The organism is Parabacteroides timonensis (assembly GCF_900128505.1).
Lineage (GTDB): Bacteria > Bacteroidota > Bacteroidia > Bacteroidales > Tannerellaceae > Parabacteroides > Parabacteroides timonensis.
The window spans coordinates 3,704,728-3,727,133 of the sequence record NZ_LT669941.1 but is presented as its reverse complement, the minus strand read 5'-3'; the positions used below and the strand labels follow the sequence as shown (position 1 = coordinate 3,727,133).

Genomic DNA, 22,406 nt, shown 5'->3' with positions numbered 1-22,406 from the left:
AAGAAAAACATCTATTATGATACGAATTATGTCCAGAATAGTTTTCATTGTATGTGGCCTGTTTTTATTACATGGTGTTCTTTCTGCTCAGAAAGACAAAAATGAAATAGACCATGGTATGGATACTCCTATGCTTAATACAAATCCGTTGCCTGACTACGATAATGATAAATTGGACTACGGAATGACAATTGGTATTGAACGCACAGTCAAAGGGCGTATATGGGCTTGTTGGGTGGGCGGCGGTGATAATGCTGATGCATTCTTTGTCCTGGCGACAAGCGATGATGAAGGAGAAAGTTGGTCAAAACCACGCTTGGTCATAGATCCGCATGACATGAGTCTAGGAGAAAGACGAAGTACCATTGTGGGTAATTTGTGGACAGATCCTTTGGGACGTTTGTGGTTGTTCTTTGATCAGTCTATGGAATATTTTGATGGAAAGGCGGGTTGTTGGTATACAATTTGTGAAAATCCGGATAGTGAAGATCCTGTTTGGTCAACACCTATACGAATCTGGCATGGGTGTGCATTGAATAAACCGACAGTAATGTCCGATGGTAGCTGGGTTCTGCCTCTTAATTTATGGAGTCGCCGTATGATCTATCCTAAATACAAAGAAGCATGTCATGAACTGGATTCGCTACGTCTTGCATATGCATTTGTTTCTACAGATCAGGGAAAGAACTGGAAAAGGCGGGGAGGAGTAGAATTCCCGTTTAGAACGTTTGATGAGCATCAGATTGTGGAGCGGAAGGATAGTTCCTGGTGGATGACGGCACGGACAACAAACGGAATCCATGAGAGTGTATCTACTGACAAAGGGTATACTTGGTCATTTCCTGAAAAGTATTTACCCAATCCCAGTTCACGTCATTTCATTCGCCGGTTAAAATCAGGTCGGTTATTGCTTGTCAAACATGGTGATATCAATCAGAGGACAAAAATACGTTCTCAACTTAAAGCCTTTTTGTCAGAGGATGATGGAAAAACATGGATTGGAGGGCTTATGCTGGATGAACGTCGCGGTGTATCATACCCGGATGGATTTCAAGCTCCGGACGGATATATTTATATCTCTTATGATAGGAATCGGGAGATGGATGGAGAAGTCCTGATGACTCGTTTTACCGAGGAGGATATTTTAAGCGGACAATTTATAAGTCCCAGAAGTCGGATGCGTATGTTGATCAGCAGACCGGGGACTATAGAATATATCAGATCTAATAATATTCCGAAATTATGAGCTGGAAAACAAGTGTCAATATATTTCTAAATCTCTATCCTCTCTGGATTATAGGAAGCTCCATTGCGGGCTTCCTTTATCCTCCTTTATTTAGTTGGTTTACCGGTAACTGGATGGTGATAGCTATGATCACAGTCATGCTGGGTATGGGAATAACATTACAAATTAAAGATTTCAAAGAATTGTTGAAAATGCCGGTGATCGTTCTCTTTGCAGCAATAATACAATATACTATCATGCCTCTGGGAGGTTGGGGGATCGCTAAATTATTACATTTGGATCCATCATTAGCTGTTGGATTAATCTTGGTTAGTTGTTGTCCTGGAGGTACTGCATCCAATGTGCTTGCCTTTCTGGCAAGGGCCAATCTAGCCTTATCGATTATCATGACAAGTGTCTCGACTTTATTGGCTATTGTTGTAACTCCTTTATTGTGCGAGCTTTTAGCTGGGAAATATATTCCTGTTGATTCGTGGGGAATGTTTATGACAACAGTACAGGTTGTTTTAATACCTGTTGTCTTGGGCGTATATATCAATTATAAATTTCCAGAGAAAGTACAAAAGATATCTTCAGCAGGACCGATCCTTTCTGTTTTTGCCATCATCTTTATTGCAGGAAGTATTGTTGCGCAAAGTGCTGATGTGGTAGCTAAAAATGTTGGAGTTCTTTTTCTGGCGACGACCATGTTGCATGCCATCGGTTTCATATCCGGCTATATACTTACTAGGCTTTGTCGATTTGATAAAATAATAGCAAAAACGACGTCAATTGAAACTGGTATGCAAAATGGAGGTCTTGCCGCAGTTTTGGCAAAGCAAAATTTTACAGCCCAGCCACTTGTTGCTATTCCATCTGTTTTTAGCAGTGTAGTTCAAACATTATTAGGAGGTTTTATTGCCGGTTATTGGAGATTACAAAAAGAGGATAAAAAAGAGCAAACAAAGACTACATAAAATGACAACTCGTAAAAATATATATTATTGGAAATGTGACAGGGAAAATACTTTTTATGCACTGTCTGAAAATAAAAGTCCTAAAAAACTCATCGAAGACAACTTGAAGATAATGTTAGATCAATTCTTCAAAGGAAAATCTTTTGAACTGATATCAGGTAAAGGACAAGGTAATCATCTTACTTTTCTTGCTATATGCAATGGTGTGAAATATTTTATACGTATAGAAGACGGACCTGAAAAAGATGACTATATGGAGGTTGAAACTGAAATTATCAGAAGAGTAAGTCATTTGGGGGTTCCGACTGTGAAAATATATCAGGCAGACTCTTCCCGGGAGAAAGTGCCTTTTGCTTATCAGATAACTGAATATGTGGATTCTCTTGATTTGAATGAGCTTTATAAAAAAGGGCTATTGAATGTGAATTCCATTATGTATAAAATTGGACAGGCTGTTGCCTGTTGGCAACAAATCATTCCTCCTGGCTTCGGGCCTTTTGATGCCGATCTATTAAGACGAAAGGGGCAGTTAGAGGGATTACATGAAAAATATGAAAATTACTACTTTCTTAATTGGGAAAAACATCTTTCGTTTTTGGAAGAGAGTACATTCTTGTCCAAAGAAGAAGGAGACCGGATTGGCCAGTTGGTAAAAGATAGTGCAGAGTATATTCCCATCAAACAGGGGTGTCTGGTTCATAAAGATCTAGCTTTGTGGAATATACTGGGGGCAACTAATCAGATTCGAGCATTTATAGACTGGGACGATTGCATTTCAGGGGATCCAATGGATGATTTATCTTTATTGGGATGTTTCTTTTCTGGTGAAATGATTGAAATTGCTATTCGGGGATATGAATCCCAAAAGGCGTTACCGGAAAATTACCAGAAACGTTTCTGGCTTCATTTGCTCCGGAATATGATTTTTAAAACAGTGATTCGTGTAGGCGCCGGATATTTTGATAAGCAGGATAACTTTTTCTTGATCGGTTCCCAGTCTGATGGCAAGTCACTGGAAGAATTCACCAGGGATAGAATACGAAGGGCTTGTGATGGAATAAGCGGACATATTAATATCAACGATTTGTAATAATGAGACACTCACAAAAATTAAGTATAGGAACCTGGTTGTCCATCGGTTCCCCTATTGTAACGGAGCAGATAGCGGGTTTTTCTTTTCAATGGTTATTATTTGATCTGGAGCATGGCTGCATGACTGAAGCAAATTTATTGGCAAACATGCAGGTTATTGGAAATAAAAGTACAGAATGTATAGTACGACTGGGAGACTTTAAGAGTGCATTGGTTGCGCGTGTTCTGGACTGGGGGGCCGCAGGTATTATGGTTCCTCATGTGAATAATGCTCAGCAAGCACGTGAATGTCTTTTGGATATGCTTTACCCTCCATTGGGGAATCGTGGATATAGTAGCTCTGCCAGAGTATATGGTTATGGTTTACAACCTCCGGAAGACATACATAAAATACCTGCTCCCTATTTTCTTGCGCAAATAGAGAATGAGGAAGGTGTTAAAAATGCAGAAGAAATAGCCGCTGTTGATGGAGTAGATGTTCTCTTTGTCGGTCCCTCCGATCTGAAAATGGATCTAAGCTCTCGCCCTGTCGGAATAACTTATGAATTTCAGGAGGCATTAAACATTGTAGCAAAAGCGGCCCATAAATACAATAAGCAATGTGGTATACTGGTTCGAAACATAGATGACATACCGCATTTACGTCAACTGGGCTATTCTTGTTTAGCTATTGGTTCCGATATAGGAATACTTCGTTCGGGTTATAATGATATTATTTCTAAATTAGGCCGGCGTTTATTGTAATAAGATTATGAAAGCTAGTTTAAAAGAAGGGATGTGTCGACAAATCGGGATTCGTATTCTGTCAAACGGCGCTTCCCTTAACATGTAATATTGGACAAGTTATCAATCAGAGGGGCGCCCTCTATCGTATTTATACTAAGAATTTTCGTATTTTTGTGTATTCCATTTTTTGTTCAGTATAATACTCATTTAACTATTTAAACTTTATAAGATGAACTTATCCGGAATAGACACTTTGATCTGGGATTGGAACGGGACACTTTTGGATGATGTGGATGTAAACCTTAGGGTTATCAATGAAATGCTTTTAAATAGAAATTTGCCTCGACTGGATTTAAATACCTATCGGGATATATTCTGCTTTCCTATCAAACAGTTTCATATTCAAATCGGTATTGATTTTGAAAAAGAATTGATCGAAGATGTTTCTGCTGAATATATGGAACGCTATAAAAGCTATGAGAAAGAGATTGCGCTACACGCTGATGTCCCCTTCATTCTGGATACGATCAATACTAAAAGTATCAATCAATATATATTGTCAGCAGCCGGGAAAGATGATTTGCTACGAATGCTCGGTCATTTTCAATTGACTGCAAAGTTCAAAGGAATATATGGTTCCGGTGATATCTGCGCAACCGGGAAAGTGGGGATCGGACGGAAGTTGATAGAGGACAATGCATTGAATCCGGATAAAACTCTGATTATCGGAGATACATTACACGATGCGGAAGTAGCCAAAGCTTTAGGTGTAAACTGCATTCTTTATGCAGGAGGGCATAACAACTACGATCTTTTAAAAAGCGAGGCTGAAGTGATAACAAGTCTGAAAGATATGAAGTTCGCATGAAAACACTCCGGAGAGTTATCGGTTATATTTTTCTTTTGCTGTTTAGCCTTCAGGTTTCAGGGCAGGAAACAGACAGTGTGATCAATAGGCTCACCCGTTATATCCGTGCCACGGATCAGTTTTCGCAATATATACCCCGTGAGAAAGTCTACTTGCATTTTGATAATACCAGTTATTATCAGGGCGATAACATTTGGTTTAAATGCTATGTGGTTACTTCTGAGTTGCATGAGGCAACCCAGTTAAGTAAGACCTTATATGTCGAGTTGTTAAACCCCGGTGGTGAAATCATAGATAAACGGGTTCTGAAAATAGAGAACGGACAATGTCATGGCGACTTCACATTGGGACAGCTGCCTTTTTATTCCGGTTTCTATGAGGTCCGTGCCTATACGAAATATATGTTGAACTTCGGAGAAGACGCTCTCTTCTCCCGGCTGTTACCGGTATTTAACAAACCGAAAACAGAGGGGAATTACGAGGAAAAGGATATGCTGAAATACGGCTACGGTAAATATCCGAAGAAGCGGGAAAAGCCCCAAAAAGGGAAAAAGGTAAACCTGAAATTCTATCCGGAGGGAGGCAACCTGATTCAGGACATCCCTTCCCGTATCGCATTTGAAATAACAGATGCTTTCGGTAATCCACTGGATGCAACCGGAAAGATTATAAATGAAGACAAAGAAGAAATCGTCGGCTTTAGCGTAACACACGAGGGGAAAGGTTTCTTTAATTACACTCCACATGGGGGTAAACAAAAAGCCATAGTTGACTACAACGGTAAAAAGTACCAATTCGATATGCCTCAATCTCTACCTCAAGGATTTTGCTTACAGGTAGACAACCTTTCTTCCCCAGATAGTCTCGAAATCTCTTTACAGAAGAATGAACAGACACCCGCCGATATGTTAGGAATGGTCATCATCTGCAGAGGCAAGCTGTATAACTATTGCCTTGCCAATGTACTTCACAGCGAACAGCTCCGTTTCAAGGTAGATAAAACGATATTACCTTCCGGTGTATCACAAATAGTAGTTTTTAACAGTAATGGAGAAATACTTTGTGACCGGCTGATATTCAATAATAAGGAAAAGCCGCTGGCAATTAAAGCAAAAACTGTAAAAGAAATATACGATCCGTATGAACCGGTCGACATGGAGTTTACAGTGACCGATCAGGAAGAGAACCCGGTACAATCTCCCTTTTCTTTATCGGTGAGGGATGGTATGAATGAAATTAAGTCGGACTGCAATATCCTGACAGACCTATTGCTTATGTCTGACATAAAAGGATACGTTCACAATCCGTCTTATTATTTTGAAGCGGATGATTCCATCCATCGTTCATCCCTCGACCTGCTTATGATGGTGCAAGGTTGGCGACGTTATTCCTGGAAACAGATGGCCGGAGTAGAACCGTTGGATTTGAAATACAGGCCGGAGCAAGGTATCGAGATGCACGGCCAGGTGGTTTCCTTTGTCCGGAAAATACCTAAACGCGACGTAACTGTTTCTTCTTTCCTGCTTAAAAGAGGAGAAGAAGAAAAAGCAACCAGTGCATTCGATGTATTTGTAACGGACAGCCTGGGACATTTCGCTTTTCGGGCCGATATAACCGGTAAATGGAATATGATCTTGTCTGTAAGCGAGAAAGGAAAGAAAAAAGACTACCGGATCATATTGGATCGGCTTTTTACACCTGAACCTAAAAGATACCGCTATGCAGATATGCAGGTAACTCTCGCTGATAAAAAAGAAGAACAAACGGCAGAATCCGGTTCGGAAGAAATCCCTGACACTCAGGAGCCGGAAGAAGATATCGATGCTTTCCTGACAGCTTACGAGGATTCCTTGAGTAAAGCTGGTAATAAAGAGAGAGTCCTCCGCTTGGATGAAGTGACCGTAACCGCCAAAAAGAGATCACGGGAAAAGGATATATTCAACAACCGTTCCAAATCAATCGCCTATTATGATGTACAGTCGGAATGGGACGATATTACAGATCAGGGAAAGTATATCGGAAAAGATATACATGAGTTGATGATAAACATGAATAACAATTTCAGGAAAACCTTCTCCCGACAGGATGAATACCTGCAATATAAAGGAAGAATGCCCCTTTTTGTTGTGAACTACGAACCGACCATGGCTACTGAAATGGATTACAACAAATATAAACTGATACGGCTCGAAGCCATCAAATCCATTTACATCAATGAAGATCTTTCTATTATGTGCCGGTATGCAGACCCAAGTATGTCACCGTTGGAAGTAGACAAGTTTTACAGTTGCGTTGTTTTCATTGAGACATTTCCGGAAGATAAGATCCCGACGGATGCTGGTAAAGGGGTACGAAAAACCTGGCTGGAAGGTTACAGCCAGGTTAAAGAATTTTATAGTCCGGATTATTCCATCCTCCCACCGGAACCGGATTACCGTCGTACACTCTACTGGAATCCTTCGGTTATCCCCGATAAAGAAGGTAAAGCCAGTATCAGGTTCTACAATAACGGTAGTTGCAGAAAGTTCAGTATTAGTGCCGAGACGATCACCTCAGATGGAATAATCGGTATTTATAAATGATCAATATAAGTATAGCTGTTTCATTTTATCGAGATCCACACCTAATGTTTCAGTAAGGAACTTAGTCATGGAACCGTACTTTTCATCTATTTTATTGTAGGCGGCATTCAGATATTTTTCGTCAACGGTGACTAACGGGGCAATTTGAGGATAGTATTTCAAATATGAATCATACTTACCTTTAATATATTCCTTGCTTAGCATATAATCTTTCATTATCGTTTCTTTATCTACACCGAGAGCTGATAGAATAAGCATGGTTGCCACTCCCGTACGGTCTTTACCTGCCGAACAATGGTAACTTAACGGTAGTGAATTAGCATCCTGGAGATATTTAAAAAATTCTTTGTACTTGGCCACATAATCATCATAACTTACCATTTCAATATAACCATCTATCATGATCTGAGCAGTTTCCTCCTCACTAAGGCCTTTCGATATGCTTCCGATAATCTCATCAGAAAATATATTACCGGCATTGATTTCTAGATTATAAGGGTTTTTTACCGTAGATGGCAATTTGTCAGGAGCTGCCGGTAACATACCACCCAGTCCGCCTTCTTTTTCCGTTGAAGTACGGAAGTCGACAACGGTCTTCAATCCTGTACTTCCTAGATAAGCAAGATCAGCATCATCCAGTTTGTTCATTTCGTCGGTACGGAACAATCTTCCCCAGCGTACAAATTTGCCTTCACTGGTTTTTATACCACCCAGATCTCTGAAGTTATATCCATGAACAGGCAAAAGAGTTTCAGCCAACAAAGCCTGGCCTTCCGAGTTCTTGAATAAGAAAAGCTGTCGTTTCGCAGCATCGACGCTCAAATCGAACGAACCTTTTCCATCGCCGGTCAGGCAAGGAGTATTCATATCGATATCTTCAGCGGTAGAACCGGCATATAATTCCCATGCCTTATCGGAAGTCACGCTCAAAACGGCTTTCTTCGTTTCTTTATCGCGGGCAATCCCGGCATCTCCGCTTATGTCTTTTCCGGAATAGCCGATAGTGGGTTTTTCATCATCATCGTCTCCACAAGAAACAAACAGTCCGGAGACACAAAAAAGTAACAGTAAATAGTAAGATAAATTCTTTTTCATAACGTTTTTTACTCATTAATAAATCTTGTTAGTGTGCGCAAGTTAAAGATTTAAAACTAATTACACAAAGCCAAGGTGGCTTTTACCCTCATAAATGAAATTTGGAATATCGTTTATTTATTTTGGAATATAAGAAATGATTTAATCGAAACCGGGTATGTCTTTTTCCGGTTCAAACACCGGGTAAAACGGTTCGGCAACACGAAACTACAACTCTGCAACTATAATTATATAAACTGACTTCTTCCCCTTTACTTTACACTCGTTGAAAAGTGAATAAAAAGGATTAAATTTGTAAGAACATGAAAAAGAACAAAAAACTGAAAGTACTTATCGGGGTATTGGTATTTAACGTCTTGTTTGCCCTGATTTTTAAATGGTGGACAGCCGGAAATCCATTCCAACTGTCGACAGTGCTCCTCTGTGCTACTATGTCTATTCTGGTTTGGGTCTCGTTGGGTATCAGCAACTGGTTTTTCGGTTACTACTTGTCTATGCCCATCAGGAAAGTGAAGAAGATCATTGTACCGGTGTTCCTTGTTTTCATGCTTATCATCTTGCTGATCTCTCTTATTGTTATCAGTTTACAGATCTATGTGTTTTATCTGATTACGGGATTGGATACCACTCACTTTATGAGTAACTTGTTTGAGGTGGAGTTTCCACAGACCATCAAATACTACTCAGTCTGCGCTTTGATGGCTTCCGCTTTCTTCTTTTACAGTATCTGGCGGCAAGCGGTGGACCGTGAACAGCAACTGAGGGAAGAAAACCTGAAATATAAATATCGGACACTTAAGACACAGGTCAACCCTCATTTCCTGTTCAACAGCTTGAATACACTCTCTGAAATTATCTATGTGGATACTAAGAAGGCGGATTGCTATATTCAGCAGTTAGCCGGTATCTACAGGTATATCCTGGATCATGAGGAAACCGATCTGGTTCCGCTGGAAGACGAAATAAGATTTGTCAGTCGGTATTTCGATCTCCAAAAGGAACGCGACGGGGACAAGATTCAATTGGAAATGAATGTCCGGGATACTGAAAAGTACAGTATAGTCCCTATCTCTTTGCAGATATTGGTCGAGAATGCCCTCAAGCATAATTCGGTTTCTGAAGAGAATCCCCTAAGGATTGTTATCCATAATGAAGAAGAGCCGTTTATCGTCATTACCAATAACATACAAAAAAGGAATACGTTGAAGGGCTCTCCCGGAACTGGATTGGCCAATCTGAAGGAAAGGGTAAAGTTGATCATGGGAAAAGAAATGACAGTGGAAACTGATAACAATCGGTTTACAGTAAAACTACCAATCAAAGGCATATAAAATGAAAGTACTGATCATAGAAGATGAACGTCCGGCGGCCCATAAACTGATCCGTTTACTGGAAGAAGCGGATAGGCAAATAGAGGTTATCGGCCTACTCGGGTCGATCGAGCAGGCCATCAACTGGTTGGCAGATAATCCGGCACCCGAACTTATTTTTATGGATATACAGTTGGAGGATGGTATCAGTTTCGAAATCTTCGAGACCTGTAAAATACAAATTCCGGTTATCTTTACAACGGCTTACGATGAATATGCTTTGAAAGCGTTTAAAGTAAACAGTGTCGATTATCTTCTGAAACCGATAGCCCCGGACGCTTTGAAAGCAGCCTTGGAGAAGTTCAACACCTTTCACCGGTTGCAGGCAAATTATTCCAGGATCGAGTCTATAATAAACCAGCTGCAACCCCAAAGAAAGGAACGGTTTCTGATCAAAGTCGGCGAGCATTACAGGTCGGTACAAACGTCATCCGTCAGTTGCTTTTTTATTATGGAAAGGAACACCTTTATCCGGACCGATACCGGAAAAGAGTATGCTATCGACCATTCGCTCGATAAGATCGAACAACTGGTAGATCCTGTGCTCTTTTTCCGGGTTAACCGGAATTTCATCATAAACTTCAATGCAATCCAGGACATTGTAGCTTATTCGTCTAACCGATTAAAGGTCGTACTTAGCAACCGGATAGAAAAGGAGGAGATACTCGTCAGCCGTGAGCGTGTCGCAGAATTTAAGGAATGGATGGACAGGTAGCCGGAAGTTTTGCAATAAAGATCATGTCAGTAAGGAATGTTCCATCCGGTTCGGGATAGTCCTTACGTTGTAATTCTGCGATTTCAAATCCGGCATTCCGTAAACAGTCGGTAAGGAATTTCTCCTGATGGTAATAGATAAAGACTCTGTTTTGTCCGCTAAAGCTGGTTGTTTCAAAACCGGACCTGGTATAATCGCCTTCCATCGTACTTATGTACAAGACACCTCCGGGATTCAAAAGCAGGTGTGCATCCGATATCAGCTTCCTGCTTTCCTCCTTTGATAAATAAGGTAGGCCGAAAGCACATATCACAGCGTCAAACTTCTGACCGATCGTACTGATATTCCGGCAATCCATCACTGCAAATTCAGCCTGCGGGACATTCTTTCGGGCCAACTCTATCATATTGGAAGACAGATCTATTCCCAACACCTTAAAATCCGGGTGTTTGGAACAAAGATATTTCGCCACATTCCCGGGGCCTGTCGCAATATCCAGAATATCGGCCTCCGGTTTCTCTATCAGACTACAAAAACGATTAAAAGTATCGTCATACAAATCCATTTCCATAAATTTGTCCTGATACTTCTCTGCCGCTTTGTTATAAGTATCTATTGTTTCCCGGGTACGCTCTTCAATCATTGTCGTTTACTCTTGTATTTTAGCTTTTTAAAAGACACGCTTTGATGTAATCTTCTATTTCTTGTGGAGTAATAATATATTTAGGTTGCATTTGTTCAAAATGGATATCTCTTGTAAAACGACTACCATTAGTAAGCATAGCCAGTAGATTTTTCGATTTTAGTTTGTGTCCGGAATAGCTTAGTGCTGATGAGACCAGCTCATCGATAGATGTTCCACTTTTTAGAATGGAATATATATCATAATAGTCGCGGAAATTACTTCTTCTTAACATTACCTCCATTTTCATTGCTCCAATCGACTTTACATCAGCTAATTTCAGGTTGTTAAGGTAATTAACCGGCTTAATAACAGGTGAATGTTTGTCACAAGCATAAAAAGAGAATTTGACTCCGGAAACTAAGAATTCTACGTGGTCTATATCCAGAATATTTCTGCTTTCTATTTTGCCTAAACTGCTTAATTCTTTTTCTATTTTAAACCACTCGACTTCCATCTTTTCTGCTTTATGAGTTCTCCATCTCATAAAATCTAAATCTTCACTCAGTCGGGTTCCTATTTGTAAAGAAAGTGCTGTCCCTCCAACAAGGATATAATCTTTTATACATTCGAGCCTGGAAACCGATTCGAATATCTTATCTGTATGTAATGCTAGCCCTTTCATTGTAGTATTTTGTTAAGATGACGAGTAGCCATAGATTTAATATAGGCATCCGGGCGTTTACTTTTGAAATAATACCAGGCTAAAAAACGATTTAATGTATAAAGATATTTTCCTTGAGGTACAAGGAAGTCAAGCCAGACTTGTTTTATTTTTTTGAATGGGAATATTTGGAATAGCATATTGATTTCTGCCAGATCAAGATGTAGCAATGCTTTTTCAATCAAAATATCATCAGGGATTTCTTTGATTGAACTATCATTGAACGACCAGAAACAGTGTTCCTCTTTTAACTTCGCTAATAATTCTTGTTTGATTGCATCAACTGACATCTTACATAAAGCTTTCTTTGCTACAAATATAATAAGTTATTCGAAGCTTTCCACCTGCTAACCATTATTTTCCTTTCTTGCATCATTTTCATAGGAAAAATAGTTATATTTGTAATAAGTAATAAAAGGAGGCATTATGGAAAGAACTGTTTTTAATGCTGCACAGCTACAAATATTGGATTTGATGGCATATGTTGAGAGTGAAGATACACTTAATGAAATAAAAGATATGTTGTCGAGTTATTTTACCCAAAAAGCAGAAAAAGAGATTGATAAGTTATGGGATAGTGGGCAGATCGACAATACGGTCGTAGAAGGCTGGAAGCATGAACATATGCGTACTTATTGATTGATCAACTGGAAGTAACCTTAATGAATATGGACAAACTGGAGCGTATGCCTTTCAAGGCACAAGAAACTACCAGGCTTTCCGAAGAAGAAATCAATAATCTGTAAGATCGTTATCTATATTAATAATGTATTAGGGCTATCGTTTCAAACGATGGCCCTTTTTTGTGGGTGGAAATACCCTGTTTGCCTTCCCTAAAACAGCCTAAATTAGCTCTTTTAACATTTACTTTTGAAAATCCGGAAAAGCGACTATTGATAATGAGATAGTTATAGATGTACGCTCGTACATTATTATATAGGAATAAAAGTGATAAAATGGTATCTAATATATAGTAATAGAGTGAAATACGAATTATTCGGAATGACTAGAGAAAACGTTCCTTTTTTCTAGTCAACAAAGGTATAGCATAATTTTTAATCTGCAATTCTTTTCCAAATTATTTTATCTGATATATGTGCTTTCTTATCAATTGGATAGCAAAATATGTATGAAATTACCTCTTTTCCACACGAAAGCAAAAGGTCTCCTAAAAAATGACTAGAAAAAAGGAACGTTTTAGCTAGTCATTTGCTAAAACAGACATTTCCGATCTAAGGTTAAAAGGCTTTTTAGAAACACTATTATTAATATTAAATTAAAGATTTATGAACAAAAAGTTTTCTACGTTAGTGGCTGTCCTCTTGGCAGCCGGTGCTTGGACGACGCTGGATGCTAAGGTGGTGATTGCAGGATCGACTCCTACGGCAGGCCAGTCTTATGTTATTGGTACAGCTTTAAATGAAGCTGCTGTTGCGTTGGTGCTTGGCGAATTGACAAATGCTACGGAAGATGCTCCTGCTTTCTATTCTTTGGAAAAGTCTGAAGCTGCTGCTATCGAAGATGCAACTAAGAGTATCTGGACTGTAACAGCAGTTGAAGCTCAAGAAGGTCAGTTTACATTGAGCACAGTCGTTGACGGTGTAACTTATGTCGTTGTAGCCGGTGAGAGTGCTCTTACAGCTGTTGATCAGTCTGGTGATGGCGTAACAGCAACTGCTTTTAAACTGGTAAGTGGTGAGTTGGTTGTTGCTGAAGATGGTGGTAAAGAACTTAAATGGGAAGACCTGTCATTGATTGAAGCTACTACTGAAGATTTAACTAACGCTATCCAGTTCGGTCAGTGGGAAAAAGACGATGTTGTTGAACCTGAAGCTCCTGCAGAACTTCCTGGTTTATCAGATGTAACTACAGAAGATGATGGTAAGGTAACGGCAATCGAAGAAGGCAAAACGACTATTCCTGCACCTTTCTATTTTAAAGTAGGTGATACTTATCTATCTGTTGTAACGGATAAGAATGGTAACTATGTAATTGCAGAAGGTAAAGATGCTATTGAAGGTGAACCTAATGCTGCTCAGTCTGCTGCTGCTTCCTGGAAATTAGAAAATGGTAAATTGATTTCTGTAGCTTCAGAACGTGCTAAAAAGACGGTTGCTTTAAGCGCTGCAAAGGTTACGCCTGCTCCTGCTTCTCTTTCAAAAGCTATAGTAAATGGCGTTGATTATACGACTGCCCCTGTAAACGATGCTCCGACTGTTACACTTGGAAGTGATGGTTCTGTAACTATCGGTGCTGTAACAACAACTGCTAATCTGTATGTTTCTGAAACATCTATTGACATTGATGGTACAATAAGTACTTCAGGAGGTGTTGTTTATGGTGGAACTCAGAAATCTTCTTCTCAGAAATTGTTGACAAGTGTTCCGTCCGGTTATGCTATTGTTGGAGTAAAACAAGCTAGCGGAGATATGGAGTATCTGTATACAGATGCTGAAGGAAATGTTTCAACTGAAACTTTCGATGCCGTTAATAATGACTACAAAGGTTATTTGTGGAAAGTTAGTGAAACCAATGATAATAAAGCAGTTTATTATTATCAGTTCACAAGTTTGCGTCAGAAAGGCGGTAAGGCTATTCAATGGATCATCGACAACAGAGCACAGTTTACTGCTGCTGTGAAGTATGAAGGTAACGGTTTCACGTTGTCTCATCCTTCAGGAAACATTAAAGAAGATGGTACAGCTGAAGCGGATGCTCAGAAAGCCGTTATCGGTTTCTATGAAGCTCCTCTAGGCTACTTCACTAATTCAGCTCTGAATGCTATCCTGAACCCGGGATTCGAAATGACTGTTGAAATCGAAAAAGACAGCAAAGACAAGCTGGAAAATATCGATATCTTCAGCGGCAAGATGTATCAGAAAGAAACAACTGCCGGAAGCAATACTTATGTTCTTTGGAATAACAAAGATTTCAAAGATGGTAAAGATGCTAAGATGTTAGTATTGAACAAAGCTGCTATCGATGGTGATAATGCTAAGGGCGTATTTGAATGGGTAACAGAGAAAGAATACAACAAAGATCTGGCAGCAGATCGGAATTATGTGAATGATTTCCGTTTCTTCTATGATCTGAGCACTCCTTCTACTGACATTGTTACTAAGATGATGGTAGGTAACTATACAGTTTCTGTTCTGGAAGTAAACAAGAAATTCTATCTGACTTCTGTTAATCCGGTAACTGACACATCTAAATTGCCGTATATCAAACTGGGTGCAAACAACATCTATCCGGTTAAGGATTTGCTGGGTAAATTGTGGAACATCACTTATGCAGATTCTAAAGCGAATGCAAATGCTGAGAACGAAGCATATAAGTTGAACGGTATTCTGGCTGTTACTTACGACAAAGACGGTAAGGCTTATGCATGGGATAAAGACGCAAATAGTGGAAATGGCGCTTGGGTAGAAGATACGACAGATCCTACTTCCGTAGCCGACTACGTAGCATCTAGCACAGTAGCCGAATCTGCTCCTGAAGCACAATGGATGGTAACAGCTGCTAATCTGAATACAAATACATTCACATTGACAAACCGTGAAAATCCTTCTGTTAAGATTACAGGTGTTCAGTTGCGTGTACGTGATAACGATAAGTTTGAAGTATATATCACTCCGGATGCATATGATAATAACGGATCGTTATATTCTACATCAGAAACAAACCTGAAAGGTAGCGAACGCAATAGCACTAACGATATTATCTATCTGACAGAGTCAGCTAAGAAAGATAACTTCCAAGGCTATATGCAGTCTACTGAAAATACACTGAGAAGCAACAACTACCACTTAGGCCAGTATCATGCAATCGGTGGTAACCACAATGCTTACTTTGTAGAAAATCATGCTAATAGCCACCAGATCGGTGCCGTAGCTGATAAAGCAGAAGCCGACAAATGGAAATTGCATTTTGCATTGAAAGCTGACGACGACAATAAGTATACAGAAGTGGATACTGTTAAGATCATCACTGCTTATGCAACTCTGAATGCCGACAAGAATGGTTGGGAAAGCGATGCTAAGAAGATTAAGAGAGATACTTTGTATATCCTTCCGTATACATTCCAGAAAGTGGCTAACCGTGAATTCGTAGCATTCAATCCGGAAGATAAGGCTAATCTCGACTTCTATGCTTGCGATGGAGATAACAAGGATAACAGCGTTGGTAATTATACTAAAGCAGCCCGTTTCGCTCTGAAAGTAAAACCGAACGGTTATAACTTTATTGAAATTGAAGACGATGCTTTGACTGCAAACAAAGCGTACTTGGCAAACAGTGCTGAAAACGGTTCTTTGGAACGTATGCAGACTTATGCTCCTGATAACAACTCTGTAATGGTTGTAGAAGCTGCTGATGCATCAGAATATCACAAGATTGCGCAGGCATGGGGCGATACAATCAAATTGTTCCGCGACGAAAACAACTCACAGGTTATGTTTGAAAAACGTGATGCTAAGTCTATTGTTGCTAAAGATACATTGAGCTTCCTGAACATTGATAATGTGAACCAGTTTAATGTAAATCCGGCTATCTTCGCTGATACTGCTTACATCAACCGTTGGGATGCTGATGGCGTATTGAATACAACTTACCAGTATCTGTTGGCTGTTAATCCGTCATTCGGTTATCATGTAAATTCATGTAACAATCCGTCTCACAAACCTGAAGTTTCTAATCAGGTAGATACAGTTTATGGTCGCTTCCTGGTGAACCTGATCGATACAGCTAATGTTTATGGTGTTAACCATATCCATAACAACTGGTATACAAATGACAATGAAGCCGGCGAAAAACGTGCTAAACTGTCATTCGTAGAAGGTTACCATACAAACGATACATTATATCTGACTCGTCAGGGTGGTGAAATCGTTAAGATCGATATGGCTGATCCTGAATTCAACGTAGCTAAGTTTGCTTTCCGTTATGTAGATAGCGCAGCTAAGACGTTCAAGATTCAGACTCAGTTTAAAGGATATTTGGGTGACGAAGATCAGTATGAAACAGCTGAAGAATTCGCAGCAGCTTATGATAAAACTCCAAGCTTGGTTTCTAACGAAGGTTACCTGAAATGGATCAACGGTACGGTTGTAGTAGAAAAGGGTTACGAAAATGGTGACGTATTCGGTATCGAAGAAAACTACGAAGGTAATCCTGTTGCTAACGAAGATATCACAACATCTTCTATCAGCGTAACAACAACTACCGGCAAAGTTATCATCAACGGTGCAGCAGGCAAGAAAGTTACTATCAGCAACGTTCTTGGCCAGACAGTTGCCAACACAGTTCTTTCTTCCGACAATGCAACAATCTCTGCTCCTGCAGGTATCGTAGTTGTTGCCGTAGAAGGTGAAGCAGCTGTAAAGGCAATCGTAAAATAATAGAAACTATTTATAATCAATAAATTTAAATTGACTGCGTGGTGATATCGAACTAAGTAGCCCGCGATGGGTGAACAAGCGGTCAGTATTAATACTAAAGTAATGAAATAAAGTTCTTCTGTTCGATCTCTGTGAAGAGCTACAACAGACAAAAACAAGCCCCGGAGGATTCGTCTTCCGGGGTTTCGTTGTTAGAAAAAGGTGAACCTAAATAACCGACCTCGTAGGGGTGGGTTCCAAACCCGCCCAATATCAACAGGATGTAATCATTGTCACAACGGGCAGGTTTGGAACCTGCCCCTACGGTCGAACTTGCCTGTTCCATTATGACGGCACCTGTAAGGGCGGTTCGCGAACCGCCCCTACCAACGACGCTACATTCATATCTGACGAATACTGAACCTGTTGCTATCTCCATGGGTATACTATCCTATTGCCGTATTGGTACATTATTATTAATAAACATCAAATGAAAAAAAAGAACAAACCCCTGCATCCCTTTCACTGGATGCACTGCATGGCGAGATCGAGCGGTTGCGCCATGAGAAAGAAGATGGCGGCAAGCTGTCGCGTAGTAACGAACGAAAGCTGAAAAGCTATAAGAAGCTCCTGGCCGAACGCCTCGGGGCCGCAGTGATTTATCCTGAAGACCGTCAGCCCGTACCCGTCGGCCGACATCGGCAGGTTGCTTTCGGAATGAAACACATCGACCGGATGTTGAAGGAAAGTGCCGGAACACACCCTGATGGCCGCCTTTATCGCCTGATGTATGCTATTTTCGACTTTAAGGTCGATGCCGCTACCGTGTAGCGTTATTACTATATGTCGGAAGATGCCGAAAGATTCGGGAAATAATTTTCCCCTTTCCGCATACCGATCGACCGTTTTCGGCAGACAGCCATTGCAGCAAGGCCTGTTATACAGCCTTTACGTTGCGTTGGGGAGTGCCGGAAGCGGTCTTTTCGTATGCTTTGCGGTAAGTATGGAATTGGGTATCTTGTAGACAACTAAACCGGCCTAGTTGCCATAAAACAAATTATTATGAATACAACACCCGCTGTTTCCTTTTACAACAAATTGTATTTACCTGCATCAGAATCCCGTTCATTGGAAGAGATCATTATCCTGATTCGCACCCGCCGTTGGATGCATGAGATAACCGCCTACCGTGTCGCCCTGGCTGAAGGACGTAAGGAAGAAGCCCGTAAGCTGAAAGGACAGCTGCCCGGTTTCACCCCTTCGGGAGTGTTTCGTAGCGGTCATCGGGCCGACCAGTTGGAGATTTACACCCATATTGTCGGGCTCGACTTCGACCATGTGGCCGACCCTTCCGGGTTGGCCGCCCTCTTTCGGGCGCAGAAGTACACACTTGGATTGTTCGTCAGCCCCGGTGGCGAAGGACTGAAAGTGTTCGTGCGGGTGGATACCGACCGCGAAATGCATATCAATGCCTTTACCGCTGTGGCCACCTATTACGAACGGCTGTCGGGGCTGGCGTGCGACCGTGTCTGCAAAGACATCTGCCGTTGCTGCTATGTGAGCGACGATCCGGAGGCCTGGTATAATCCGGAGGCGGAGGTCTTCACTGTCGCCTCCCTTTCCCCTGTGCAACTCTTTGTAGAGGAATGGCTGGCCCGTCATCCGGTGGCGGAAGGCAACCGCAACCAGACGGTCTACCGCCTCGGCTGCGAAGCCAACCGGAAGGGCTTCCCGCTGGATGAAACGGCTGCTTTTTGCATCCCCCTGTTGCAAGCCTCCGACTTTTCGGAGGAAGAAATAAAAAGTGCGTTATCCTCTGCGTATGAGGGAAATAAACCCGAACACTCGGCGGCTCCTGCCGGGTTTAGGACAGAAAAGGACAAAAAGGACACCGGCACAATTTCAGGTGAGGAGCTTCGCTGCCGTACCCCTTTTCTCCCTGAAAATATCACCTCGCAGCTTCCCCCGCTGTTGGGCGACGCCCTCCGTTTCTACACCGATCCTCGCGAGCGCGACATGGCCCTGTTGGCGGCCTGCACCGTGCTCAGTGCCTGCCTGCCCGGCGTGTGGGGCGTATACAACCGTAAGCGCGTCTATCCCCATCTCTATACCGTCGAGATTGCCCCTGCTGCCAACGGCAAAGGGTGTATCAACGACATGCGCCGCCTGGCCGACCGTTATGCTTCACTGATCGAGACGGAAACCGGGCGCAAGGAGCAAGACTACCTGCAGGCCCTCGAAGAGTGGGAGTTGAAGAAAGCAGAATCGCGCCGCACGAAAAAGGCGGTCCGGGTGGCCGATGCCCCGCAGAAAGCATCTACCTGCTATTTCTTTATACCTACCCAGATCACCAAGGCGAAGCTGTTGGTTCACTTGGCCGAAAACGGCGACCTGGGTGGACTGATGGCCGACAGCGAGATCGACACCCTGATAAGCGCCGGTAAGCAGGATTACGGCCTGTTCGACGATCTGTTGCGGAAGGCCTTTCATCACGAACCTGTGGCCTCTTCGCGTAAGACCGACAACGAAATGATCCGTATCGAACATCCGCGCCTGGCTATCTTGCTGGCCGGTACGCCGGGGCAATTCTCCCGCCTGGTGCCGGATGTCGAAAATGGCCTGGTGAGCCGTTTGTTATTGTACACCTGCCGCAGCGAGGCTGTGTGGCAGGATGTTTCGTCGGCCGGCGATGCGCGGGAGTTCGAGCTCTATCTGGGTACGCTTTCCGAACGGGTACTGGATGTGGCCTTGTTGTTGCGCAAACGCCGTCTGCAGGTGCGGCTCACCCCGCAGCAATGGCAGGAACTGAATATACATTTCAGTCGCCTGTTGCGTGAAACCGATCTTTTCGGTAGCGACCATTTCCTGAGTGTGGTGAAACGTCACGGACTGATAGCCTACCGTCTCTGCATGCTCTTTACGGCGCTCGAGGCGGCTTCGCTCGATTATGGGGTAGACGAGCGGTATTGCAGTGCCGCCCATTTCCATGCCGCCCTGTCGATCGTGGATGTCTGCCTCGAACACAGCCGCCTGTTGATGACACAGTTGGAAGAAGCCTCTCAGATCCCCGAACTTACCTGTCCCGATTATTTCCGGCAGATATTCGAACAATTGCCCGAGCGGTTCACCCTCTCGGAACTTTATACCCTGAGCCAGGCCGCCCGGATAAACGACCGTACCGTACGTCGCCATCTTTCCCGCCTCGAACCGCAGTATATCACCCGTCTCTCTCCCGGCGTTTACCGAAAGAACACTCCGCCCGCTGCCTGAACGGCGGCTGCGGAGCCACCTGAAAACGGGTGTCTGTTTGAAAACTGTGCCGGTGTCCTTTTTGTCCTTTTCTGTCCTAAACTTTTCATATCTCCTGATGTCCAGTATTTTACCATATAGGGAGGCTTGCAACAGGGTATAGGGAAAAGTCTGATACCTTATAGGGTAGCTTGGGTTACCCTATAGGGTATTTTTATATTCCGGGAGTGTTTTCCCGATCACTTTCCTATATACGTTTATTCCTTATCTCTCCTTGTCTTTCCACTTCTTCGCTGTCTTTCCGCCCCTTTCCGCCGGGCGGGAAGGGGCGGTCGTATCTTTGTTATGTGATTAATAAACAGGATGTTTAACTTTAAATTTGAATGATTATGCCAGCAAAGTACAAATTGGTGTTGCGTAAAGATTTGCGCAAGGATGCTGTGGAAGGAAGTCAGTTGTATTATGCCAATGCGAAGGCGGCGGGTGTATGCGACGTGTATGAACTGTGTGACCTGATTTCGATGACTTCGACGGCCTCTTCAGGGGATGTGAAGTTGATTCTGGACGAACTGGTCAATGTGATGAAGCGTAGCCTGGGGAAAGGGGAGATCGTACAGGTGGGCGAACTGGGCAGTTTCCAGTTGCAGTTCGGTAGCACAGGAACGCAGACGAAAAAGGAGTTCAACCAGGCGCTGATCAAAAGTAAGCGGATCGTGTTTCGTCCCGGCAAGGTGCTGAGGGAGGCGATGAATAACTATGCATTCGAACGTATCCCCGACCCGTCTGAGAAGAAGGAAGAGGACGGAGGAGGCGATGGTGAAGACGACCGTCCGGTAATCGAATAGTTATTTTTCCTCCCTGGTCTTAGGGTTCGCCCAGGTGTTCTACGATATAGTCTTTTTGCCTGGGCGTAAGGTATTTCTTACGGGGATGCCATCCTGACGATTCTAACTGGCTGACGAGCTTGTCGCTTACGCGTACCCATTTCAGTAGTTGCATTGTTGCACTTTTCTGTGATATGTTGGGAAAATATTGGAGGGCAAGCTCGCCCCAGCCCCATACTCTGTTCTGATTGAATGAATTTTCCATACGGTTTGTATTTGAAGGTTTGAGCAGAATAAATATACGAATTATTATATTGATATACAACTAAAAAGCGATCAATTATGGATAAGCAGATACATTATTTACAGAGTTGTCTGCCGGCTGCCGAAAAGGCTGGCCAAGTGTTTCACATGAACCCGCAGGTCATTCTGGCGCAGGGCGCACTCGAAAGCGGGTGGGGTACTTCCTCCCTGGCAACGGAACATCATAACTATTTCGGGATCATGGGCTACGGCGTTGCAAATGACTATTGGTATGGAGCCGTGACGGATGTAAAAGGCCCGCACGGAACACTCCGTTTCCGGCATTATGCTTCTCCGGAGCTTTCCTTCCTCGATTTTGCCCGCTTGATCTTTACCGGCTATCCGCGTGCCTGGAGTTTCAGCCAGCGCCCTGAAGCTTATGCCAAAGAGATCGCTTACAGCCCTTATATTTCCGAACAGAACGGTGATAACCGTGAACAGTATCGCCGTAACCTGGTGGCTATTACCCAAAAGGTAGCCTCCTTAAGAGATATGTATGATTGGGTACAGAGGGAGGTGGCGTGAGGTTAGAAAATATTGAACCCAAATAACCGACCTCGTAGGGGCGGGTTCCAAACCCGCCCAATATCAACAGGATATAATCATTGTCACAACGGGCAGGTTTGGAACCTGCCCCTACGGTCGAACCTGCCTGTTCC

The 22,406-nt window shown here is 42.5% G+C and carries 20 protein-coding genes; 14 read left to right on the top strand and 6 right to left on the bottom strand.

Going from position 1 to position 22,406, the window contains the following annotated elements:
• Nucleotides 1–16: 16 nt before the first annotated feature.
• The 6 genes from BQ7394_RS22685 (at nucleotide 17) to BQ7394_RS22660 (ending at nucleotide 7,470) form a co-directional block, all read left to right on the top strand.
• The gene (locus tag BQ7394_RS22685; protein WP_210436540.1) at nucleotides 17–1,246 is read left to right on the top strand and encodes a sialidase family protein; all 1,230 of its coding nucleotides are present in this window, start codon (nucleotides 17–19) and stop codon (nucleotides 1,244–1,246) included.
• Complete coding sequence (locus BQ7394_RS22680) at nucleotides 1,243–2,202, top strand: bile acid:sodium symporter family protein (protein WP_075559470.1); 960 nt, start codon at nucleotides 1,243–1,245, stop codon at nucleotides 2,200–2,202. Before BQ7394_RS22685 ends, BQ7394_RS22680 begins: the two co-directional genes overlap by 4 nt.
• A gap of 1 nt (nucleotide 2,203) precedes the next feature.
• Nucleotides 2,204–3,292: a phosphotransferase family protein gene (locus BQ7394_RS22675; protein ID WP_075559469.1), complete on the top strand. Its 1,089-nt coding sequence runs from the start codon at nucleotides 2,204–2,206 to the stop codon at nucleotides 3,290–3,292.
• A gap of 2 nt (nucleotides 3,293–3,294) precedes the next feature.
• On the top strand, nucleotides 3,295–4,038 hold the full coding sequence (locus tag BQ7394_RS22670; RefSeq protein ID WP_075559468.1) for an HpcH/HpaI aldolase family protein: 744 nt from the start codon (nucleotides 3,295–3,297) through the stop codon (nucleotides 4,036–4,038).
• A 211-nt stretch (nucleotides 4,039–4,249) separates the two neighbouring features.
• Nucleotides 4,250–4,888 (top strand): HAD family hydrolase, encoded by a 639-nt coding sequence (locus BQ7394_RS22665; RefSeq protein WP_075559467.1) that lies wholly within the window; start codon nucleotides 4,250–4,252, stop codon nucleotides 4,886–4,888.
• The gene (locus BQ7394_RS22660; RefSeq protein ID WP_075559466.1) at nucleotides 4,885–7,470 is read left to right on the top strand and encodes a hypothetical protein; all 2,586 of its coding nucleotides are present in this window, start codon (nucleotides 4,885–4,887) and stop codon (nucleotides 7,468–7,470) included. Before BQ7394_RS22665 ends, BQ7394_RS22660 begins: the two co-directional genes overlap by 4 nt.
• Here BQ7394_RS22660 and BQ7394_RS22655 read toward each other — a convergent pair whose 3' ends face one another.
• Nucleotides 7,471–8,565 carry a tyrosine-protein phosphatase gene (locus BQ7394_RS22655; protein ID WP_075559465.1) on the bottom strand — a complete coding sequence of 365 codons (1,095 nt, stop codon included), beginning with the start codon at nucleotides 8,563–8,565 and terminating at the stop codon, nucleotides 7,471–7,473.
• Nucleotides 8,566–8,867: 302 nt separating this feature from the next.
• Here BQ7394_RS22655 and BQ7394_RS22650 point away from each other — a divergent pair, with 302 nt between their 5' ends.
• The gene (locus BQ7394_RS22650; protein ID WP_075559464.1) at nucleotides 8,868–9,896 is read left to right on the top strand and encodes a sensor histidine kinase; all 1,029 of its coding nucleotides are present in this window, start codon (nucleotides 8,868–8,870) and stop codon (nucleotides 9,894–9,896) included.
• A 1-nt stretch (nucleotide 9,897) separates the two neighbouring features.
• Nucleotides 9,898–10,650 (top strand): LytR/AlgR family response regulator transcription factor, encoded by a 753-nt coding sequence (locus BQ7394_RS22645; protein ID WP_075559463.1) that lies wholly within the window; start codon nucleotides 9,898–9,900, stop codon nucleotides 10,648–10,650.
• Here BQ7394_RS22645 and BQ7394_RS22640 read toward each other — a convergent pair.
• Genes BQ7394_RS22640 through BQ7394_RS22630 form a run of 3 tightly spaced genes read right to left on the bottom strand, consistent with a single transcriptional unit; the run spans nucleotide 10,628 to nucleotide 12,286 of the window.
• A complete protein-coding gene (locus BQ7394_RS22640) occupies nucleotides 10,628–11,293 on the bottom strand; it encodes a class I SAM-dependent DNA methyltransferase (protein ID WP_075559462.1) in 666 nt (221 codons plus the stop codon). The two genes, BQ7394_RS22645 and BQ7394_RS22640, sit on opposite strands and share 23 nt — an antisense overlap.
• Before the next feature lie 19 nt (nucleotides 11,294–11,312).
• Nucleotides 11,313–11,957, bottom strand: coding sequence for a nucleotidyl transferase AbiEii/AbiGii toxin family protein (locus tag BQ7394_RS22635; RefSeq protein WP_075559461.1), 645 nt, complete (start codon nucleotides 11,955–11,957; stop codon nucleotides 11,313–11,315).
• Nucleotides 11,954–12,286, bottom strand: coding sequence for a hypothetical protein (locus tag BQ7394_RS22630; protein WP_075559460.1), 333 nt, complete (start codon nucleotides 12,284–12,286; stop codon nucleotides 11,954–11,956). The genes BQ7394_RS22635 and BQ7394_RS22630 overlap by 4 nt, the downstream gene beginning before the upstream one ends.
• A gap of 136 nt (nucleotides 12,287–12,422) precedes the next feature.
• Between BQ7394_RS22630 and BQ7394_RS22625 the strand changes: the two genes are divergently transcribed.
• Entirely contained in the window at nucleotides 12,423–12,635 is a 213-nt protein-coding gene (locus BQ7394_RS22625; RefSeq protein ID WP_075559459.1) for a hypothetical protein, read from the top strand.
• 647 nt (nucleotides 12,636–13,282) lie between these two features.
• Nucleotides 13,283–17,392 (top strand): DUF6383 domain-containing protein, encoded by a 4,110-nt coding sequence (locus BQ7394_RS22620; RefSeq protein ID WP_075559458.1) that lies wholly within the window; start codon nucleotides 13,283–13,285, stop codon nucleotides 17,390–17,392.
• Between the two features lie 139 nt (nucleotides 17,393–17,531).
• Here the strand turns inward: BQ7394_RS22620 and BQ7394_RS22615 are convergent, their stop codons facing one another.
• Nucleotides 17,532–17,810 carry a hypothetical protein gene (locus BQ7394_RS22615; RefSeq protein WP_075559457.1) on the bottom strand — a complete coding sequence of 93 codons (279 nt, stop codon included), beginning with the start codon at nucleotides 17,808–17,810 and terminating at the stop codon, nucleotides 17,532–17,534.
• A 215-nt stretch (nucleotides 17,811–18,025) separates the two neighbouring features.
• Between BQ7394_RS22615 and BQ7394_RS25850 the strand changes: the two genes are divergently transcribed.
• The 3 genes from BQ7394_RS25850 (at nucleotide 18,026) to BQ7394_RS22600 (ending at nucleotide 21,465) form a co-directional block, all read left to right on the top strand.
• Nucleotides 18,026–18,202 (top strand): hypothetical protein, encoded by a 177-nt coding sequence (locus BQ7394_RS25850; RefSeq protein WP_154674750.1) that lies wholly within the window; start codon nucleotides 18,026–18,028, stop codon nucleotides 18,200–18,202.
• A gap of 231 nt (nucleotides 18,203–18,433) precedes the next feature.
• Nucleotides 18,434–20,641: a DUF3987 domain-containing protein gene (locus BQ7394_RS26510; protein WP_075559455.1), complete on the top strand. Its 2,208-nt coding sequence runs from the start codon at nucleotides 18,434–18,436 to the stop codon at nucleotides 20,639–20,641.
• Nucleotides 20,642–21,009: 368 nt separating this feature from the next.
• Nucleotides 21,010–21,465 (top strand): HU family DNA-binding protein, encoded by a 456-nt coding sequence (locus BQ7394_RS22600; protein ID WP_075560193.1) that lies wholly within the window; start codon nucleotides 21,010–21,012, stop codon nucleotides 21,463–21,465.
• Nucleotides 21,466–21,484: 19 nt separating this feature from the next.
• Here the strand turns inward: BQ7394_RS22600 and BQ7394_RS22595 are convergent, their stop codons facing one another.
• Nucleotides 21,485–21,709, bottom strand: a complete 225-nt coding sequence (locus BQ7394_RS22595) for a DUF4248 domain-containing protein (protein ID WP_075560192.1) — start codon at nucleotides 21,707–21,709, stop codon at nucleotides 21,485–21,487.
• Between the two features lie 77 nt (nucleotides 21,710–21,786).
• Here BQ7394_RS22595 and BQ7394_RS22590 point away from each other — a divergent pair, with 77 nt between their 5' ends.
• On the top strand, nucleotides 21,787–22,272 hold the full coding sequence (locus BQ7394_RS22590; protein ID WP_075559454.1) for a glucosaminidase domain-containing protein: 486 nt from the start codon (nucleotides 21,787–21,789) through the stop codon (nucleotides 22,270–22,272).
• Nucleotides 22,273–22,406 lie beyond the last annotated feature (134 nt).

What these genes read in the sequence shown, in the direction of transcription:
- BQ7394_RS22685 (WP_210436540.1), top strand. Translation starts at nt 17, where the DNA reads ATGATACGAATTATGTCCAGAATAGTTTTCATTGTATGTGGCCTGTTT.
- BQ7394_RS22680 (WP_075559470.1), top strand. Translation starts at nt 1,243, where the DNA reads ATGAGCTGGAAAACAAGTGTCAATATATTTCTAAATCTCTATCCTCTC.
- BQ7394_RS22675 (WP_075559469.1), top strand. Translation starts at nt 2,204, where the DNA reads ATGACAACTCGTAAAAATATATATTATTGGAAATGTGACAGGGAAAAT.
- BQ7394_RS22670 (WP_075559468.1), top strand. Translation starts at nt 3,295, where the DNA reads ATGAGACACTCACAAAAATTAAGTATAGGAACCTGGTTGTCCATCGGT.
- BQ7394_RS22665 (WP_075559467.1), top strand. Translation starts at nt 4,250, where the DNA reads ATGAACTTATCCGGAATAGACACTTTGATCTGGGATTGGAACGGGACA.
- BQ7394_RS22660 (WP_075559466.1), top strand. Translation starts at nt 4,885, where the DNA reads ATGAAAACACTCCGGAGAGTTATCGGTTATATTTTTCTTTTGCTGTTT.
- BQ7394_RS22655 (WP_075559465.1), bottom strand. Translation starts at nt 8,565, where the DNA reads ATGAAAAAGAATTTATCTTACTATTTACTGTTACTTTTTTGTGTCTCC.
- BQ7394_RS22650 (WP_075559464.1), top strand. Translation starts at nt 8,868, where the DNA reads ATGAAAAAGAACAAAAAACTGAAAGTACTTATCGGGGTATTGGTATTT.
- BQ7394_RS22645 (WP_075559463.1), top strand. Translation starts at nt 9,898, where the DNA reads ATGAAAGTACTGATCATAGAAGATGAACGTCCGGCGGCCCATAAACTG.
- BQ7394_RS22640 (WP_075559462.1), bottom strand. Translation starts at nt 11,293, where the DNA reads ATGATTGAAGAGCGTACCCGGGAAACAATAGATACTTATAACAAAGCG.
- BQ7394_RS22635 (WP_075559461.1), bottom strand. Translation starts at nt 11,957, where the DNA reads ATGAAAGGGCTAGCATTACATACAGATAAGATATTCGAATCGGTTTCC.
- BQ7394_RS22630 (WP_075559460.1), bottom strand. Translation starts at nt 12,286, where the DNA reads ATGTCAGTTGATGCAATCAAACAAGAATTATTAGCGAAGTTAAAAGAG.
- BQ7394_RS22625 (WP_075559459.1), top strand. Translation starts at nt 12,423, where the DNA reads ATGGAAAGAACTGTTTTTAATGCTGCACAGCTACAAATATTGGATTTG.
- BQ7394_RS22620 (WP_075559458.1), top strand. Translation starts at nt 13,283, where the DNA reads ATGAACAAAAAGTTTTCTACGTTAGTGGCTGTCCTCTTGGCAGCCGGT.
- BQ7394_RS22615 (WP_075559457.1), bottom strand. Translation starts at nt 17,810, where the DNA reads ATGGAGATAGCAACAGGTTCAGTATTCGTCAGATATGAATGTAGCGTC.
- BQ7394_RS26510 (WP_075559455.1), top strand. Translation starts at nt 18,434, where the DNA reads ATGAATACAACACCCGCTGTTTCCTTTTACAACAAATTGTATTTACCT.
- BQ7394_RS22600 (WP_075560193.1), top strand. Translation starts at nt 21,010, where the DNA reads ATGCCAGCAAAGTACAAATTGGTGTTGCGTAAAGATTTGCGCAAGGAT.
- BQ7394_RS22595 (WP_075560192.1), bottom strand. Translation starts at nt 21,709, where the DNA reads ATGGAAAATTCATTCAATCAGAACAGAGTATGGGGCTGGGGCGAGCTT.
- BQ7394_RS22590 (WP_075559454.1), top strand. Translation starts at nt 21,787, where the DNA reads ATGGATAAGCAGATACATTATTTACAGAGTTGTCTGCCGGCTGCCGAA.